Annotated in this window: 15 protein-coding genes; 7 read left to right on the forward strand and 8 right to left on the reverse strand. The window is 53.5% G+C overall.

Annotated elements, in window-relative coordinates; all coding sequences use genetic code 11:
* Nucleotides 1–10: 10 nt before the first annotated feature.
* The gene (locus tag U869_RS0106030) at nucleotides 11–2128 is read right to left on the reverse strand and encodes a TonB-dependent siderophore receptor (protein WP_025121030.1); all 2118 of its coding nucleotides are present in this window, start codon (nucleotides 2126–2128) and stop codon (nucleotides 11–13) included.
* A gap of 528 nt (nucleotides 2129–2656) precedes the next feature.
* Here U869_RS0106030 and U869_RS0106040 point away from each other — a divergent pair.
* Both U869_RS0106040 and U869_RS0106045 read left to right on the forward strand, forming a co-directional pair.
* Entirely contained in the window at nucleotides 2657–3217 is a 561-nt protein-coding gene (locus tag U869_RS0106040) for a 3'-5' exonuclease (protein WP_025121031.1), read from the forward strand.
* Between the two features lie 121 nt (nucleotides 3218–3338).
* The gene (locus U869_RS0106045) at nucleotides 3339–4532 is read left to right on the forward strand and encodes a multidrug effflux MFS transporter (protein ID WP_025121032.1); all 1194 of its coding nucleotides are present in this window, start codon (nucleotides 3339–3341) and stop codon (nucleotides 4530–4532) included.
* Between the two features lie 2 nt (nucleotides 4533–4534).
* On the opposite strand, the gene dadX is transcribed toward U869_RS0106045, so the two are convergent.
* On the reverse strand, nucleotides 4535–5611 hold the full coding sequence (dadX, locus tag U869_RS0106050) for a catabolic alanine racemase DadX (protein WP_025121033.1): 1077 nt from the start codon (nucleotides 5609–5611) through the stop codon (nucleotides 4535–4537).
* Between the two features lie 25 nt (nucleotides 5612–5636).
* Nucleotides 5637–6941 (reverse strand): D-amino acid dehydrogenase, encoded by a 1305-nt coding sequence (locus tag U869_RS0106055; RefSeq protein WP_025121034.1) that lies wholly within the window; start codon nucleotides 6939–6941, stop codon nucleotides 5637–5639.
* A gap of 526 nt (nucleotides 6942–7467) precedes the next feature.
* Here U869_RS0106055 and U869_RS0106060 point away from each other — a divergent pair.
* Nucleotides 7468–9003, forward strand: a complete 1536-nt coding sequence (locus U869_RS0106060) for a SpoVR family protein (RefSeq protein ID WP_025121035.1) — start codon at nucleotides 7468–7470, stop codon at nucleotides 9001–9003.
* Nucleotides 9004–9061: 58 nt separating this feature from the next.
* Here the strand turns inward: U869_RS0106060 and fadR are convergent, their stop codons facing one another.
* Nucleotides 9062–9781, reverse strand: a complete 720-nt coding sequence (fadR, locus tag U869_RS0106065; RefSeq protein WP_025121036.1) for a fatty acid metabolism transcriptional regulator FadR — start codon at nucleotides 9779–9781, stop codon at nucleotides 9062–9064.
* A 243-nt stretch (nucleotides 9782–10024) separates the two neighbouring features.
* Here fadR and nhaB point away from each other — a divergent pair, with 243 nt between their 5' ends.
* The 4 genes from nhaB (at nucleotide 10025) to U869_RS0106085 (ending at nucleotide 14287) form a co-directional block, all read left to right on the forward strand.
* Nucleotides 10025–11599: a sodium/proton antiporter NhaB gene (nhaB, locus tag U869_RS0106070; protein ID WP_025121037.1), complete on the forward strand. Its 1575-nt coding sequence runs from the start codon at nucleotides 10025–10027 to the stop codon at nucleotides 11597–11599.
* 122 nt (nucleotides 11600–11721) lie between these two features.
* A complete protein-coding gene (gene dsbB / locus U869_RS0106075) occupies nucleotides 11722–12252 on the forward strand; it encodes a disulfide bond formation protein DsbB (RefSeq protein ID WP_025121038.1) in 531 nt (176 codons plus the stop codon).
* A gap of 578 nt (nucleotides 12253–12830) precedes the next feature.
* Nucleotides 12831–13730 carry a Kdo hydroxylase family protein gene (locus U869_RS0106080; RefSeq protein ID WP_025121039.1) on the forward strand — a complete coding sequence of 300 codons (900 nt, stop codon included), beginning with the start codon at nucleotides 12831–12833 and terminating at the stop codon, nucleotides 13728–13730.
* Nucleotides 13731–13849: 119 nt separating this feature from the next.
* Entirely contained in the window at nucleotides 13850–14287 is a 438-nt protein-coding gene (locus U869_RS0106085) for a universal stress protein (protein ID WP_025121040.1), read from the forward strand.
* 206 nt (nucleotides 14288–14493) lie between these two features.
* Here U869_RS0106085 and U869_RS0106090 read toward each other — a convergent pair whose 3' ends face one another.
* The 4 genes from U869_RS0106090 to U869_RS0106105 form a co-directional block, all read right to left on the reverse strand.
* Nucleotides 14494–14940 carry a YcgN family cysteine cluster protein gene (locus tag U869_RS0106090; protein WP_021181179.1) on the reverse strand — a complete coding sequence of 149 codons (447 nt, stop codon included), beginning with the start codon at nucleotides 14938–14940 and terminating at the stop codon, nucleotides 14494–14496.
* Between the two features lie 203 nt (nucleotides 14941–15143).
* A complete protein-coding gene (locus U869_RS0106095; protein WP_025121041.1) occupies nucleotides 15144–15800 on the reverse strand; it encodes a fumarylacetoacetate hydrolase family protein in 657 nt (218 codons plus the stop codon).
* 48 nt (nucleotides 15801–15848) lie between these two features.
* Nucleotides 15849–16910 carry a lytic transglycosylase domain-containing protein gene (locus U869_RS0106100; RefSeq protein ID WP_051588661.1) on the reverse strand — a complete coding sequence of 354 codons (1062 nt, stop codon included), beginning with the start codon at nucleotides 16908–16910 and terminating at the stop codon, nucleotides 15849–15851.
* A 96-nt stretch (nucleotides 16911–17006) separates the two neighbouring features.
* Nucleotides 17007–17279 carry a YcgL domain-containing protein gene (locus U869_RS0106105; RefSeq protein WP_025121043.1) on the reverse strand — a complete coding sequence of 91 codons (273 nt, stop codon included), beginning with the start codon at nucleotides 17277–17279 and terminating at the stop codon, nucleotides 17007–17009.
* Between the last annotated feature and the right edge of the window lie 60 nt (nucleotides 17280–17339).

The following is a 17339-nucleotide window of genomic DNA, read 5'->3' on the forward strand; positions in this document are numbered from 1 at the left end:
GGTCTAGCCGTTAAAAATCATAACCCACGGTAGCAACAACGGAGCGCCCTGCTCCCCAGTAGCAGTAACCGGTGCCATAGCAGCCAGCGACATATTCTCGGTCCGTCAGGTTGTTGGCGTTCAACTGCACATAGGCCCCTTTTAGCGACGGTTTTACGCTGTCCAGATCCATGCGCACCGAGGCATCCAACAGCGTTACCGAAGGAATACGCAGGGTATTCTCATTATCCGCCCACTGTTTACCAATATAACGTACGCCAGCACCCAGGTTGACGCCGAGCCCAGCATTATATTGCCCCCACAAAGACGCCATCTGATTAGGCGCCAGATAAGGCGTATTGCCATCATTACCGTCAACGGCGTCCTTGAATTTCACCTTGTTGTAGCTATAACCGGCAATCACGTTCAGACGCTCGCTCACCTGGCTGCGGGCCTCCAGCTCAATCCCTTGTGAATGCACCTTGCCTGCAGGCACATAGTAGCTGTCCTTCACAACGCGGTTGGCTACGTCATTCTGCGTCAAGTCGTAGAGGGCAATGCTGTAGATCGAGCTGCTGCCCGGCGCCTGGTATTTTAGCCCGGCTTCATATTGCTCACTGGTGGTTGGCTTGAGCAGGTGGCCCTCTTTATCGGCTAACACCGCTGGCGTTACCGCCGAGCTGTAACTCATATACGGAGAGAAACCGCTGTCAAAGTGATACAGCAGAGAGGCCCGGCCCGTGAAGTGGTCATCGGTACGAGCATCGGTGGCATCGGTATTGAGCACGGTGTTCTTGGTTTCCAAACGGTCAACGCGCCCGGACAGGTTGAGATACCAGTTGTAGAGGCTGACTTCGTCCTGCAGATAGACGCCTGTCTGCTCATAGAGCCGTTTGGAGTCGGTATGGCTGAGAATGGTGATATTTGGCCCACCTGAAACGCCGGTGAACGGGTTCAACGGCGTGGCCGAGCCAGACTCCTCCCACAGGTTATTGGTAAAGCGCTGGTAGTCCAGCCCCAACATCACCTTATGTTCCAACGCGCCGGTGGCGAACTCCGCCGCCAACTGGTTGTCCACAGCATACGCATCCAATGAGGTATTGGAGCCGCTGTACCAGCGGTTCAGCTCGCTGCGATCGGCGTTCCAACCAATCTGGTAAACCTGCTCCAATTCGACGTTGGAGTGGGTGTAGCTGGCGTTCTGACGGAACGACCACACGTCGTTAAAACTGTGCGAGAAGTCATAGCTGTAGATTTGCTGCCAGCGTTTGAACACGTTGCGGCTGCTCTCACCGTCAAAGAACCCACGCCCCAGCTTGTCTCCCGTGGTGGTGTATATGCTGCCATCTGACGGCACCGCACTGTGGTAGCCACCGGAAGGATCTTTTTGCAGGTTGGCCTGCAACAGCAAGGAGGTATTTTCATCTGGCTGCCACAGCAGCGAAGGCGAAATCGCATAGCGCTCTTCCCGCTGATGGTCATACATGGTGTCGCTGGTGCGGGTAATACCGGTCAAACGGTAAGCCCATTGCTCGTTCAGCGCTCCGGTCGAATCAAACGCACCGCCTTTGGTATTGTTATTCCCGGCCATCACATTCACATGGTTTTCACTGGCAAACTGCGGCCGTTTGCTGGTCATCGCCACCAGCCCACCAGGAATACTTTGTCCGTACATCACCGACGACGGGCCTTTAATCACGTCGATGCGTTCCAGGAACCAGGGGTCGATCTGCAAGGCGTTATAACTGCCGCCGTCGCTAAGCAGGCGCAGTCCGTTCAGGAAGGTGTTATTGACATCACCACCGTGGAACCCGCGCAGCGCGATGGTATCGTAACGCGTTGCACCACCTGAGAAGTTAGTGAACACGCCAGGGGTGTATTTCAGCGCATCATTAACCGTTAAAGCCCCTTGATCGCTCATCTGTTGGCGAGTCACTACGGAAACGGATTGCGCGGTCAGCACCAATGGCCGATCCGTTTTGGTGGCTCCCTGGCTGGTGCTGGCCTCGTAGCCATGCGTCGCCGTTTCTGCCGTATCGGCGGGTTTTGCCGTGACCACGAGGGTATCTTCGGCAAAGGAGGTCAGTGGCAGGAAAATCGCTAACGAGCAGTAAAGAGCACAACGACTGGCAGGAAAAAACGCAGGCATACCTGTATTCCCCATGGGATCCATTGAAATTGCACCGAAAACTTACCGCGCCGGCAACGCTGGCCGGTTTGGCGTACCGAGGTAACGGTGCTCTGATGTTGTTAGATAACAAATACTAATAACAATGATAGTTATTATCTTTATCATCAATGAATTCAAGCAGCAAAAGACCGTTGTTTGTCGGGTTGATCTGCCCTAATTCCCGGTAAACATTGCAGGTATTACACTTTTTCGGTTAACGGCTTACTGCTTGATGTGGGGTTCGGAGATGTCCACCATGCGGCAGATTTTACTTAAGTTGTAGGAGTTCTCGCAGATTTTATCGGTAACGTAAACGCCAAAGTAGCCTAATATCAGCAAGTAGCCGATCATACATAGAATAAAAATAAGTGTTCTCAACGCAAGCTACCAACTCAGGCAATATGACCAGCAACATCATACCGCGAACGAACCATTTTCGCCTATTTCAAACTGGCCGTATATTCTGCCAGACTGTGTTTATTGCCCGCTTTTCCCCAGGAGATACTCATGAACCATTTGATGTTAGATATTGAAACGCTGGACATTGCCCCCAGCGCGGTGATCCTGGTCGTTGCCGGCGTATTCTTTAACCCCAAAACCGGCGAGTTGGGGGCTGAATTTGAAGCGGCAGTCAACAGCCAGCAGGAACAACCGGGCCGCACCATCAGCCTCGATACCGTTGCCTGGTGGGCAAAACAGTCTGACGAAGCGCGTAAACTGGCCTTCGGAGGCAGTGAAAGCCTTAAGCGGGTGCTGACCAATCTGAGCCGCTTTATTCATATGCACAGCACCGATACGGTGAAAGTCTGGGGCAATGGTAAAGAGTTTGACTGTTCGATCCTGGAACATGCCTATCGCCAGTTAGCCATGCCCTGCCCCTGGAAATTCTGGGATACCCAGGACGCCCGCACTGTCATTACGCTGGCGGAACTGAATGGCTTCAATCCCAAAAAACAGCGCCCATTTGAAGGCACGCCACACCGGGCACTGGATGATGCCAAACATCAGGCGCGCTACGTTGCCGATACTATTTCGGCCCTTTATTACCGTCAGCCCGCAGTTAAATGATTACCGCGGGAAAAAGCGACGCAAACGGTTTCCTGTCTATCATCAAGACGTTATCGCTTCCCATTTGCGGTCAGGATCTCTACTCTAGCTCTCTTTGTCATTCGGATGTGCCATTTTTGTTATGCAAAAATTTCTATTTCTCCTGCTTAGCCTGGTGCTGCTCGGCCCGCTAGGCATCGATCTCTATCTGCCCACCATTCCTGCCATTGCCCTGGGTCTCAACAGCAGTGAGGCCCTGATCCAATCCACCATTTCGCTGTTTATTCTGGTGTTGGGACTTGGCCAGGTGATCGCTGGCCCGCTGGTGGATAATTACGGTCGTAAGCCGGTGGCCATCGCAGGGATCCTGATTTATATGGTCGGTGCTGCCATGGCGGCGTTGGCAACCACGGCAGATATCTTTGTCGCTTCACGCCTGATGCAAGGCGTTGCGGTATGTTGTACCGCCGTTGTCGCCTTCAGTGGCGTGCGCGATCGCATGAATGGCGACGACGCCGCACGCGCTTTCGGTTTCCTCAACGGCACGTTGAATATCATTCCTGCTCTGGCTCCGCTGCTTGGCGGCCTGCTGGCAGAAGCCTTCGGCTGGCGCGCGCCGTTCTGGTTCCTGGTCGGTTACGCCGTAGTAGTGCTTTTGCTGGTCATCTTCTACCTGCCGGAAACCCGCCCCGCCAGCACCGTGGCCGTCAAAGGGCTACCGGTACGACAATATCTGCGTATTCTTGGCGACCGGCGCTTTATGTCCTTTGCAGTGGTGAATGCGGGGGCGATGGGGATGGCGCTGACCTATGTCTCATTGGCACCTAACGTACTGATGGGTACCGCCGGGCTATCACCGCTACAGTTCTCTTTGGTCTTTGGCGCCAACGGCTTCTGGATCATGCTGGTCAGTTTTGTGGCCAACCGCATTATTCACAAGATTGGCCGCCCGTTCTGTCTGGCGACTGGCGGCATACTGATGGGATTAGGCTGCCTTGCTTTGGTGTTGGGTGTAGTGCTGTTGAGTGAGTCGGCACAGAGCCATTGGCTGGCGTATATCCTGCCCGTCGCCTGCGCCTGCGCCGGACTGGCTTTTGTCATGGGGCCGTCAACCAGCTATGCGTTGGAACCTTACTCTAACGAAGCAGGTGTGGCTTCGGCACTGGTAGGCTTTATTCAGATGGCCGGGGGCGCTGCACTGGGCTTGATCGCCATGGCGTTACCGCTACAGCCGAAACTGTCACTGGCGTTGGTGATGCTGGTAGGTTGCCTGCTGGCGCTACACGCGCGGCAGCGCAGCAAGCAAATCAAAGGGCAGTTGAAAAAGATCGGCTGAGGCTACTGCTCAATACTTATCGCTACCCGTGCCGCCAAGGCCGTCAGCAGTTCGTAACCCAAGGTTCCGGCTGCGGCGGCCACATCATCAACCGGCAGTTTCCTTCCCCACAACTCGACGTCAGTGCCAATGGTGGCCTGTGGACATGGCGTCAGATCGACCGTCATCATATCCATGGAAATCGACCCAACCGTATGCGTCAGCACGCCGTCCACCCACACCGGTGTACCGGAAGGGGCATGGCGAGGATAACCATCCGCATAACCGCAGGCTACCACGCCGATACGCTGCGGCCCATTGGCGGTATAGCGCCAGCCATACCCCACACGATCGCCCGCTTGCAATTGTTGCAGACCAATGATCTTACTGCTCAGCGTCATTACTGGTTGCAGCCCCGTTTCGGCTACGTCCTGCCAGTTACCGCTTGGCGAGGCGCCATAGAGGATAATCCCCGGCCTTATCCAATCCCCCTGCGTTTGCGGGTGCCATAAAGTGGCCGCCGAGTTGGCCAGGCTGCGCGGCAAATCAATCGCAGCGGTGGCACGCTCAATCACGGCCATTTGCTCCGTTACACCTTCAGCACCGCCGGCGGTGGCGAAGTGGCTCATCAAGGTTATCGAGCCAATATTACGCAGCTCCTTTGCCGTTAACCACACGCTATGCAGCAGCTCTGGCGCAAACCCCAAGCGGTTCATTCCGCTGTTCAACTTAAGATAGATATCCAGCGGGGCCTGTAAGCGAGCGTCGGCAATCACCTGTACCTGCCAGTCACTGTTCACCGCCGTGGTCAAACGATAGCGATCGATCAGCAGCAGATCTGCAGGCTGGAAAAAACCCTCCAGCAACAGGATCGGCCCCTGCCAGCCAGACTCACGCAGTAACACCGCCTCGCCCAGATCGAGCAAGGCAAAACCGTCGCTATTCTCGGCCATACGGCGCCAGACATGCTGTAAACCGTGGCCATATGCGTTGGCCTTGACCACGGCCCAGACTTTAGACGAAGGGGCAAAACGACGAACGACCTGCAAATTATTGGTTAATGCCGCCAAATGCAGCGTAGCGGTAATCGGGCGAGGCATGAGTTCTTCCTGTCACATTGGGGTTTCAGCGTGCCGGGTGCACGTCATTCAAGGGAACCGCAGGCATCTGCCGGAAGTCGGCACGGTAACGCGCTACCGCCAAGTCGTCCGACGCAATGGCCGGCGTAACCCCAGAGATCAAATCGGCAAGCAACTGGCCGGAGCCACAGGCCATCGTCCAGCCCAAGGTGCCATGGCCGGTATTCAAATAGAGATTTTTTAACGACGTCCGCCCCACGATCGGCGTGCCATCCGGCGTCATTGGACGCAGGCCCGTCCAGAACGTTGCCTCTTCAACCCGTCCACCGTTCGGGTACAGATCCCGTACCACCATTTCCAACGTGGCACGGCGCTTCTGCTCCAACTGGGTATTGAAGCCAACAATCTCCGCCATGCCGCCCACGCGAATACGCTGATCGAAACGGGTAATGGCAATTTTGTAGGTTTCATCCAGCACGGTGGAGAACGGTGCGGCCGCCTCATCGGCGATCGGGATGGTTAACGAGTAGCCTTTCAACGGATAAACCGGAATGCTAACCAGATCGCGCAGTAGCGCGGTCGAATAGGCGCCAAACGCTACCACATAGCTGTCGGCAGTGATGATTTCACCATCGCACTGCACGCCGGTAATGTTATCCCCAGCCACCAGCAAGCGCTCAACGTTGCGGTTAAACTGGAACCTGACCCCGGCCTGCTCCGCCAGCTTGGCTAGCTGCTGGGTGAACAACTGGCAATCCCCGGTTTCATCATTCGGTAGCTGTAAACCACCGGTAAGTTTGTGTGCCACCTGCGCCAACGCTGGTTCAACCGTCGCCAACTGGCTGGCCTCCAGCAGTTTGTAGGGCACCCCGGCATCTTCCAATACCGCAATGTCCTTGGCTGCGCTGTCAAACTGTTGCTGGGTGCGAAACAGTTGTAACGTGCCGCCTTGGCGGCCTTCGTACTGAATGCCGGTTTCCTGGCGCAGCGCCTTGATGCAGTCACGGCTGTATTCCGCCAATCGCACCATGCGGCCTTTATTGGTCATATAGTGGGCGGTATCGCAGTTTTTCAGCATCTGCCACATCCAGCGCAGTTGGAAACTGCTGCCATCCAGGCGGACGGCCAAAGGAGCGTGACGCTGGAACATCCACTTGATCGCCTTCAACGGTACCCCTGGTGCAGCCCAAGGTGCCGCATACCCTGGAGAAATCTGCCCGGCGTTGGCCGCGCTGGTTTCCAAAGCAGGCCCGGGTTGACGGTCGATCACCGTGACCTCATGGCCCGCTTTTGCCAAATACCAGGCACTGGCAACCCCTACTACTCCACTACCTAAAATAACCACTCTCATCGCTGACTCCAGCCCAAGGATCGATAAAGCACAATCTACCAATAACAGGAAATTAACTCAGTGGAAAAAACTACTCAACAACTCAATCATTAATCGTGACAATATTCACAATTATTTTATCGTTGATGCACCTGGCATTGGCAATAGCGCGCCAAAAATAACGATAAGATACTGTTAAAGGGCATTTTGACGAAAAATCAGCCTTGCAATGCGCCAATAACATAAGCAAAAATCTCCAGCGGCAAGCATGATAATCACCACCTCGAATCAGAATATTAGTTCGTTTAATTAAAAATTTTAGGCTAATAATTCCAACAACACCGTTTGTGCATCAGTTTCCTCTACCGAACCGCGTGAATGCCTGATTGAGTGCCGCCGCCGGGCAAAAAGCCGGTTTGAGCAAGACCACCGCGCGTAGCGTTCAATGCACGGCACGGATGATTTCAAACGATTTATTACGACTTGGACTATCATTGTTAAAGGGTCTGCCAAAAGAGCCGACGCCGTTCATAATGAGGGTGCGCTGATGACTACTTCGACACATAAAAAGGTTAAGGAAGATAAACGTCTGAGCGATGGACCGGACTGGACATTCGACCTGTTGCAGGTGTATCTGGAACAGATCGACCGGGTGGCCAAACATTACCGGCTCGACACCTATCCGCATCAGATCGAGGTGATTACCTCCGAGCAGATGATGGATGCTTATTCCAGCGTCGGGATGCCGATCAACTATACCCATTGGTCATTTGGCAAGAAGTTCATCGAAACCGAGCAGCGTTACAAGCACGGCCAGCAAGGGTTGGCCTATGAGATCGTGATCAACTCCAATCCATGTATTGCCTATCTGATGGAGGAAAATACCATCACCATGCAGGCGCTGGTGATGGCTCATGCCTGCTATGGGCACAACTCGTTTTTCAAAAACAACTACTTGTTCCGCAGTTGGACCGATGCCAGCTCGATCGTCGATTATTTGCTGTTTGCCCGCCATTACATTAGTGAGTGTGAAGAGCGTTATGGCGTGGAAGAAGTGGAAAAGCTGCTGGACTCCTGCCATGCGCTGATGAATTACGGGGTCGATCGCTACAAACGGCCGCAAAAAATCTCGCTGGTGGAAGAGAAAGCCCGTCAGAAGAGCCGTGAGGAGTATCTGCAAAGCCAGGTCAACTCGCTGTGGAAAACCCTGCCGCGAGTCGATCGCGAAGCCCTGCCAGAACAGGCCGTACGTTTTCCACGAGAACCGCAGGAAAACATTCTCTACTTTATGGAGAAAAACGCCCCGTTGCTGGAATCCTGGCAGCGGGAAGTGCTGCGCATCGTGCGTAAGGTGAGTCAGTATTTCTACCCGCAAAAACAAACGCAGGTGATGAACGAAGGCTGGGCTACCTTCTGGCACTACAGCATTCTTAACCATCTGTATGACGAAGGGCGCGTGACAGATCGCTTTATGCTTGAGTTTCTGCACAGCCACACCAACGTGGTCTACCAACCCCCTTACAACAGCCAATACTACAACGGCATCAACCCCTACGCGCTTGGCTTTGCCATGTTCCAGGACATCAAGCGGATCTGCCAGTCACCGACCGAAGAAGATCGCTACTGGTTCCCGGATATCGCGGGTAAAGACTGGCTGGATACGCTGCACTTCGCCATGCGTGACTTCAAGGATGAGAGCTTTATCAGCCAATTCCTGTCACCAAAGGTGATGCGTGACTTCCGGCTGTTTACCGTGCTGGATGACGATCGCAACAATTACCTGGAGATATCAGCGATCCACAATGAAGCGGGCTACCGGGCAATACGCCAGGAGCTGTCGGCTCAGTACAACCTGAGCAACCACGAGCCTAATATTCAGATTTGGAATGTGGATCTGCGTGGCGACCGCTCATTGACGCTGCGTTACATCCCGCAAGACCGCGCACCGCTGGATAAAAGCCGCAGAGAGGTCATGAAGCACCTGCATCGTCTGTGGGGGTTCGACATTATTCTGGAGCAGCAAAACGAGGATGGCAGCGTAGAGTTGCTGGACCGTTGCCCACCAAGACCCAACGCGTTATAAAGCGACAATATGACAAAGGGGCGCCTAGAGCGCCCCTTCAACTAGCTGAGTTCACGGATTAACGACGCGCTTCGGTCAGATCGCTTGGCATAGTGCCCTGCATACTCTGCCAAATGGCCCCGCTGTCCTTACCGTAGTTACGTACGCAATCCATCACCTGATCGTACATCTTCTCATGGCACAGGGTAGACAGCTTGCTGTAGAAATTCAGTGCCAGCTTACGCGCTTCCGGGTTGGAGAAGTAATAACGACCAACGCGGGTATACAACCCTTTCAGACCATTGAAAATCAGGCCATAAATCGGGTTGCCCGAAGCAAACGCAAGACCACGGAAAATTTCATAATCGAGGTGATTGAAGGCATCCGCCTGATCGTCAACCAGCGCCGCTTTCGCCAACACTTCCTGCGCCTGCTCCGGGTGGTTACGCACCGCCGCACGGATAAAGATCGAGGCAATATTGGTACGCACAGACAGCAGATTATCAATCAACTGTGGCACGCTGTTATGATCGAGACGGGCCAGCGTTTCCAGGATATTAAGGCCGGAGGTTTCCCAAAAATTATTCACTTTGGTCGGTTTACCGTGCTGAATGGTCAGCCAACCATCACGGGCCAATCGCTGTAGAACCTCACGTAAGGTGGTGCGCGTGACGCCAATCAGTTCTGAAAGCTCACGTTCCGCGGGCAAAATAGAGCCGGGAGGGAAGCGGTTATTCCAAATACTTTCAATGATATACTCTTCCGCGAAACCGGCAGGACTCTGCGCCTTTATAACCATGTTTTTGATGTTCCGTTACGACGATAATCAGTAATTGTAATCAGCAGATCATACCAGATCGCCGGGGCATCACATAGCGTGAGCAAAAAACAATAAACGAAAGTGTGCATAAACCGGCAAAAAGGGGAAAAAATCTGCTTCGCCGAAATTTCAGTCTATTAGGTCGTAGTTATTTGCATCGGGCCCACTGCCGTTGTTAGGGTATGGCGCGCCAACTCACATTAAGGTTTCGCAACAACAGGCATGGATATGACAACACGCTCGGCATTGATCAAGAACTTTCTCGGGACGTCCCCCGACTGGTACAAACTGGCCATCATCAGCTTTCTGGTGATCAACCCCTTGGTATTTTTCCTGGTCAGCCCTTTCGCGGCAGGCTGGCTACTGGTTATCGAGTTTATCTTTACGCTGGCGATGGCGCTTAAATGCTACCCGTTACAACCCGGTGGGCTACTGGCCATTGAGGCGGTGCTGATCGGCATGACCAGCCCGGCACACGTTAGCGCGGAAATTGCCAGCAATCTTGAGGTGCTGCTGCTGTTGGTGTTTATGGTGGCGGGTATTTACTTTATGAAGCAGTTGTTGCTGTTTGTGTTTACCAAACTGCTGCTGAACATCCGTTCAAAGATGCTGTTATCGCTGTCGTTCTGCGTTGCTGCGGCGCTGCTTTCTGCCTTCCTGGATGCCCTGACGGTGGTGGCGGTGGTGATCAGCGTCGGCACCGGTTTCTACTCGATCTACCATAACGTCGCCTCTAATCAGACCAGCGATATCAATGATGACAGCCTCCTGGACAATAACGACCATAAACAGACGCTGGAACAGTTTCGTGGTTTCCTGCGCAGTCTGCTGATGCACGCCGGTGTCGGCACGGCGCTCGGTGGCGTAATGACCATGGTTGGCGAACCGCAAAACCTGATCATCGCCAAAAGCGCCGGATGGGGCTTTAGCGAATTCTTCCTGCGTATGACTCCCGTCACGCTGCCGGTGTTCGTGTGCGGTTTGCTGGTTTGCCTGCTGGTAGAGCGTTTTGCGGTATTTGGCTACGGCACCAAACTGCCAGAGCAGGTGCGTAGCGTACTGAAAGAGTTCGATCGCCAGGCCACGGCCAAACGCAGCCGTCAGGAAAAAATGAAGCTGGTGGTACAGGCATTAATCGGCCTCTGGTTAGTGATCGCATTGGCCTTTCACCTGGCGGAAGTGGGCCTGATTGGTCTGTCAGTGATCATTTTAGCGACCTCGCTGTGTGGCGTAACCGATGAGCACGCTATCGGCAAGGCTTTCCAGGAGGCCCTGCCCTTTACCGCGCTGCTGACCGTGTTCTTCACCGTCGTGGCGGTGATTATCGAACAGCAGCTGTTTACTCCCGTGATCCACTACGTGTTACAAGCGCCGCCGACCTCCCAGCTTTCTCTGTTCTATCTGTTCAACGGCCTGCTTTCTTCCGTTTCTGACAACGTTTTTGTCGGTACGGTTTACATTAACGAGGCGCGCGCGGCATTGGCAAACGGGGCTATTTCACTGCAACAGTTCGAACTGTTGGCGGTCGCGATCAATACTGGCACCAATCTGCCTTCGGTAGCTACACCCAACGGGCAAGCGGCCTTCCTGTTCCTGCTGACCTCGGCCCTGGCACCGTTGGTACGTCTGTCCTATGGCCGCATGGTCTGGATGGCGTTGCCTTATACGCTGGTGTTGACCCTGGTTGGCCTGCTGTGCGTGCAGCATACTCTGGCACCGGTAACGGACCTGTTTACTCAATGGCAGTGGTTAACGCCGCTACCCCTTGACGCGGTGGCCCCAATCGCTGCACATTAAGCGCCATCACCATCCCCGCAAACGATGATATTTTTCACGGAATCGTCTTTAGGTAGCTGGCAGCGGGGATGAATTGGTTTACACTGCCGGTTCAATTGCTTACTGCATGGAAGAATATAGATATGTTGCAATTCTTTAACCGCTGCTCGCAGGGGCGCGGTGCTTGGCTGTTGATGGCTCTGACTGCATTGGTACTGGAGTTGGCGGCCCTCTATTTTCAGCACGTGATGCTGTTGCAGCCTTGCGTAATGTGTATCTACGAACGCGTCGCGCTGTTCGGGATCTTGGGAGCGTCGCTGCTCGGTGCGTTGGCACCGAAATCGCCGTTGCGCTATGTGGCGATCCTGCTGTGGGTCTACAGCGCCTGGGAAGGCCTGCAGTTAGCCTGGAAACACACGATGATCCAGCTGCATCCATCGCCGTTCAATACCTGTGATTTCTTTGTCAGCTTCCCTTCCTGGCTGCCGCTAGACAAATGGGTGCCTGCGGTATTCCACGCCTCGGGTGACTGTTCAGTACGTCAGTGGCAGTTCCTGTCATTGGAAATGCCACAGTGGTTGGTGGGGATCTTTGCTGCCTATTTGCTGATCGGGATTGTGGTTCTGCTCAGCCAGTTTGTCCGCCAGCGTAAACGCGATCTGTTTGGCCGCTAACGCTAAACATCGCAAAAACGGCGCCTGAGGGCGCCGTTTTTTATTGCATCGGATGTGCTGAACCGACGTCACATATGAGTAAAGTAATACACGAGCACGATCAGTACTCCGGCCACGGCAAACAGGCGCACCATCTTCATCACTAAATTCTCATCACAGGGCGGAGGTGCCGACAAACTACCTAAGATTTTGTTTAAAAAGAAGCGCTCACCCGGCCATTACGGCGTAATTTACATAACATTAAGTTTTGTTGCGTCCTCTCAGCGGTATATCCCTCACCTTTGACAATCCCCTCACGGCCGAGCAGAGATATATTGGCTACACTTAATGGCAGGCTGGTCGTTTTTCATTCGCCGAATTAATACTTTAGGGGGGTTATTAATACAATGATGACGTATATAAGCCACTCCCCACATCCTCCCTGATTTATTTACCCACTCGTTTAACTTTCGTTTAACCTCGCCGCCAGGTTCGCACGCTATTTCGGCTATGATCTGCATGATTTAGCGCCGCAGGGGTTCAACCGCTGGACGGTAGCAACCAATAAATAGACCGGGTATTTTGTGCAAGGGATCACTATGTCAGACAATAACATCAATCTGCAATCGGCTATCGTGACGCTTCCCTATTCAGACTGGAGCGCCACTTCTCCTTCCACTTTAGATGCCGTTGCCGCGCTAGAAAGCGGTAAGGTACTCTATTTCCCTCATCTGGCGTTTAATCTGAGCGAAGAAGAAAAAACTTTGCTCACCCCGGAGCTGGTTGACCCCAAGCGCAAGAATATTAGTTATCAGCCCGAACAGCAAAAGCTGACAGGAGTTGCCCTTGAGGCCAAGCGTGAGGCGGTGCATAAATTACTGGCTCGGCATCATCAGGCCTGCCAGCATTTAATCAAAGCCGTGTTGCCCGAATATCGACACACGGTGCAAATGCCCACCAATAGCCTGCGTCTGCACCCCATCTCTGCATGGACAGCCGCGACCTCATGGCGTAAGGACGACAGCCGTCTGCATGTCGATGCATTCCCTTCGCGCCCCAACTATGGCAACCGTATTTTACGTATCTTCACCAATATCAATCCTCATGGTGAAAGCCGCCTGTGGCGCGTTGGCGAGCCGTTCCCTGAGTTGGCGCAACGTTTCCTGCCACGCCTGAAGCGTTATTCGCCCCTGGCCAGTTGGTTGCAAGACAAGGTCGGCATTACCAAAACGCGCCGCAGCCATTACGATCACCTGATGCTGCAAATGCACGATGCGATGAAAGCAGATAAAGACTATCAGGAAAGCGGCCCACAGCAGGCCGTTGAATTCCCCCCTGGCAGCAGTTGGATCTGTTTCTCCGACCAAACGCCGCATGCCGCCATGGCCGGGCAATTTATGTTGGAGCAGACTTTTATTTTGCCGGTGAACGCCATGAAGACACCGCAGAATGCACCGCTGAAAGTGTTGGAAACGTTATTACACCAACCGCTGATATAAATGCCGATATCCTTATGGGGTTGCCACAACTTCGATCTGTGTCACCCCAACGTTCTTGCAGATGTAGTATATTGATCGCGCAGTAGTTATGCACATCACCGACTGACTTAGGAGGTTGTATGTACAAGACTATCTTGGCGCCGATTGATTTGGCTGAAATCGAGTTAACACAGAAAGTCATTCCCCCGATTAATTCACTGGCAAAAATGGACTACCCACAGATCCATTTTCTCGCCGTACTCTCCCCCATGCTCTCTTATTATGAATATGGGCTGTCACACCCCGAGCGGCTACTCCCCAGCGATGACGAGCGGATACAGATCGCGCTGGCGGAGTTAAAGAAAGTCGTGATGGCGTTTGATATCCCAGAAGGTCGGGTGCACTGTTCGGTAGAAATTGGTGCGCCGAGGGATCGGATATTGAATTTTGCCGAAGAGATCAACGCCGATCTGATCGTTGTCGGCTCCCGCAGACCAAATATCACCACCTTCTTACTTGGCACAACGGCGTCATCGGTGGTCAGGTATGCCAAAACGTCGGTCTTGGTGGTGCGGTAATTCTGCGGCTCACATTGCCTTTAACCGCTACACCTAAAGCTTGAGACAGGTGGGAGTCATTGCAGGTTAGCCGACCGTTGAGCGCAAGGATGCGCGATTGCGAGCCCCCGGGGACGGGTTCAAGGCGTGTCGGCGTTCTGCATGACTCTCGCCTGTAGCACTATGAATACAGCTACTTAGGCTCAGGTACAGTAGGGAACTACTTCTTATCTGGCCCAGCTCGGTTTGTTGAGAATGTGGTCTTGCCAATCCACGACTTCGCTTTCACGCACCGCGATATGGCGCACGGTGATACGCTCGCCGTGCATAGCTGCTTTTGATCCGCTGACTAACGGGTGCCAGTCGAATAGCGGCTTACCTTCGCCGATCAGACGGTAGGCACAGGTTGGCGGCAGCCAATCGAACGTAGTGAGGTTTTCGCGCGTCAGCTTGATGCAGTCTTCTTCCAGCTCAAAGCGGCGCTCGTAGTTGCGGCACTGGCAGGATTTGATATTGAGCTGATCGCAGGCCACATTGGTGAAATAAATCTCATCGGTATCTTCATCGATCAGCTTGTTCAGACAGCATTGCCCACATCCGTCGCACAGCGATTCCCACTCTGCCTCAGACATTTCGTCCAGCGTTTTCTGTTGCCAAAAAGGGAGTTGTGACATATCGACTTCCGAAAATAGGTAAATGAACAAACCACCTGCAAGCAGGTTCAAGGGGGCACACTATATAGACACTCGGCGCAAAAGGAAATGTTTCCCCGGCTTGCGGCCCCCGCATCGAACGTCGTTAGTATCAGTGTAAGGTACTTAAGAGGATCCTGCCTGCGGCCCACGTTAGGCCTGGCAGGCAGAAAGATAGCGCGGAGTTAAATCACTCGGGTACTGAGGGTTTTACCGTTAAGCGAAATTTTCAGCATATCGCCGGAAACCATTGGCCCGACCCCCTGCGGAGTGCCGGTCAGAATGATGTCGCCTGCACGCAACGTGAAAAAACGGCTCATATAGGCGATCAACGGCAAAATGGGGTTGATCATATCGCGGGTATTGCCCTGCTGACGCAGTTCGTCATTGATCGACAACGACAGTTCAGTATTTTGCGGATCGCCAAACTCAGCCACCGGAATAAAACCGGAGATCGGGCAAGAACCATCAAATCCCTTGGCCTTTTCCCAAGGTTGGCCCGCTTTTTTGAACCCAGCTTGCAGATCGCGCAAGGTCAGATCCAACGCCACGCCGTACCCTGCAATGGCACGGGCCACGCGGTCTTCATTGGCCTGCTTTAACGGGGTCCCGATCAGCACCGCCAATTCGACCTCATGATGAATCGAGCCCAGCCCCTTGGGGATGGCTACCGGTTGCCGAATGTCACACAATGCCGTCTCGGGTTTGATAAACAACACCGGCTCAGACGGGGTTGAACTCCCCATTTCCTTGATGTGATCGCTGTAGTTGCTGCCTACACAAACCACTTTGCTTACCGGGAAATCAAGCAACGCACCTTGCCAGTCTCTATGTTGATACATACCGCCTCTCCCAACTACAGTTTAAGGGCCAGTCAACCTTAGCCCATTCTATGTACGGGGTGCCGTTCCAGGCACCTTACCGGTACTGATCTCTTGGCCAATACCGTCGGCCATCATTCCCACACTGATTGCGAAATAGTACGAACGATTCCAGTGCATGAGAGTACGGAAGTTATCATAAACCAGGAACGCGCGTCCTTGCATATCATCTGGAGCGATTACCCAACTGCGCAAGCCAGAAGCCGGTAACGGTGAGCCATCGGCTAACACCACTCCTTTGGCCGCCCACTGCTCCTCGCGATGCCCCTGGGCATCTTTCAGTCCCAGTTGGTCAGCATTGAATTTCGCGGGCAGTTTGACCTCACGGCCCCAACCCACTCCGGCTTGCCAGCCCTCGGTAGCCAGATAGTTGGCCGTGGAGGCAAACACATCGTCAAGGTTATTCCAGATATCGATTTTACCGTCGCCATCCCCGTCTGCGGCATAGGTCAAAAACGAGGTAGGCATAAACTGGCTCTGCCCCATCGCCCCGGCCCAGGATCCTTTCAGATTGCCCGCATCGACATGGCCTTGCTCAATAATCTGTAAGGCCGCCATCAGTTGCTTGGTAAAGAACGCTTCGCGCCGCCCTTCAAACGCCAGCGTCGCCAGGGCAGAAATGACGTCTTCCTTACCCTGTATTTTGCCAAAAGCACTTTCCATGCCCCAAAGCGCGACAATATAGGGTTCCGGAACACCGTAACGCGCGGTCACTCGCGCCAATCGTGGCTGATATTGCTGACGCATCTCACGACCCCGCTGGATCTTCCACGCGGGCAACACACGGTTAAGATAGTCATCCAGCGTGATTTTCTTTTCCAACTGATTGCGGTCGGCATTGATGACCCGATCGACAAAATGCGCGTTGGCGAAGGCGTTCTCAACGATAGCTTCAGGGATCCCCTGCTTGATGGCCTTCAACTTAAGCTGTGCCACATAAGCCGGAAACTCTGCCGGATCACGCCCGGTTTCCGCCAACGTAGTCGCGGCTGGCTTTACGGCAGGAGCAGTAGCGGCCCCCACCTGGTGAACACCGCCCGCCAAAAGGAGCAGCGTCAGCATCATCGACATCTTCTTCATGATTTTCCCTACCTGTGACGACCTGCCGCCAGCGGCAGATAATACTGACATGCTGGCGTTAACACAGGGTTGAAAATCGACGCCACGTTATTTGTTGGCATCCGATAAATGAAGGTTTAATAGGTTTTCCACCGGCGGCGGGAACTGCAGATAAAACCCTTCCTGCTGCAGGGCCTCTTTCACCTTTTCGATATCCGCTGACGCCAATTTCTTGCGGCCGTCGAGCGACAGCATCATGGCATACTGCGGAGTGCCGAAACTTTTCATCAGATCTTCCGGCACCCGAGAGAAATCGTCCTTTTTTTCGACATAAAGATAAGTCTGATCGCGTTTAGCGCTTCTATAGATGACACAAAACATTTTTAAACTCTATTTAATTGAGGCAGCGACTTGCCTGGATATAACTCTGACTATAACATG

Origin of the sequence: Serratia sp. H1w, assembly GCF_000633355.1 — a bacterium.
Classification (GTDB): Bacteria; Pseudomonadota; Gammaproteobacteria; order Enterobacterales; family Enterobacteriaceae; genus Chania.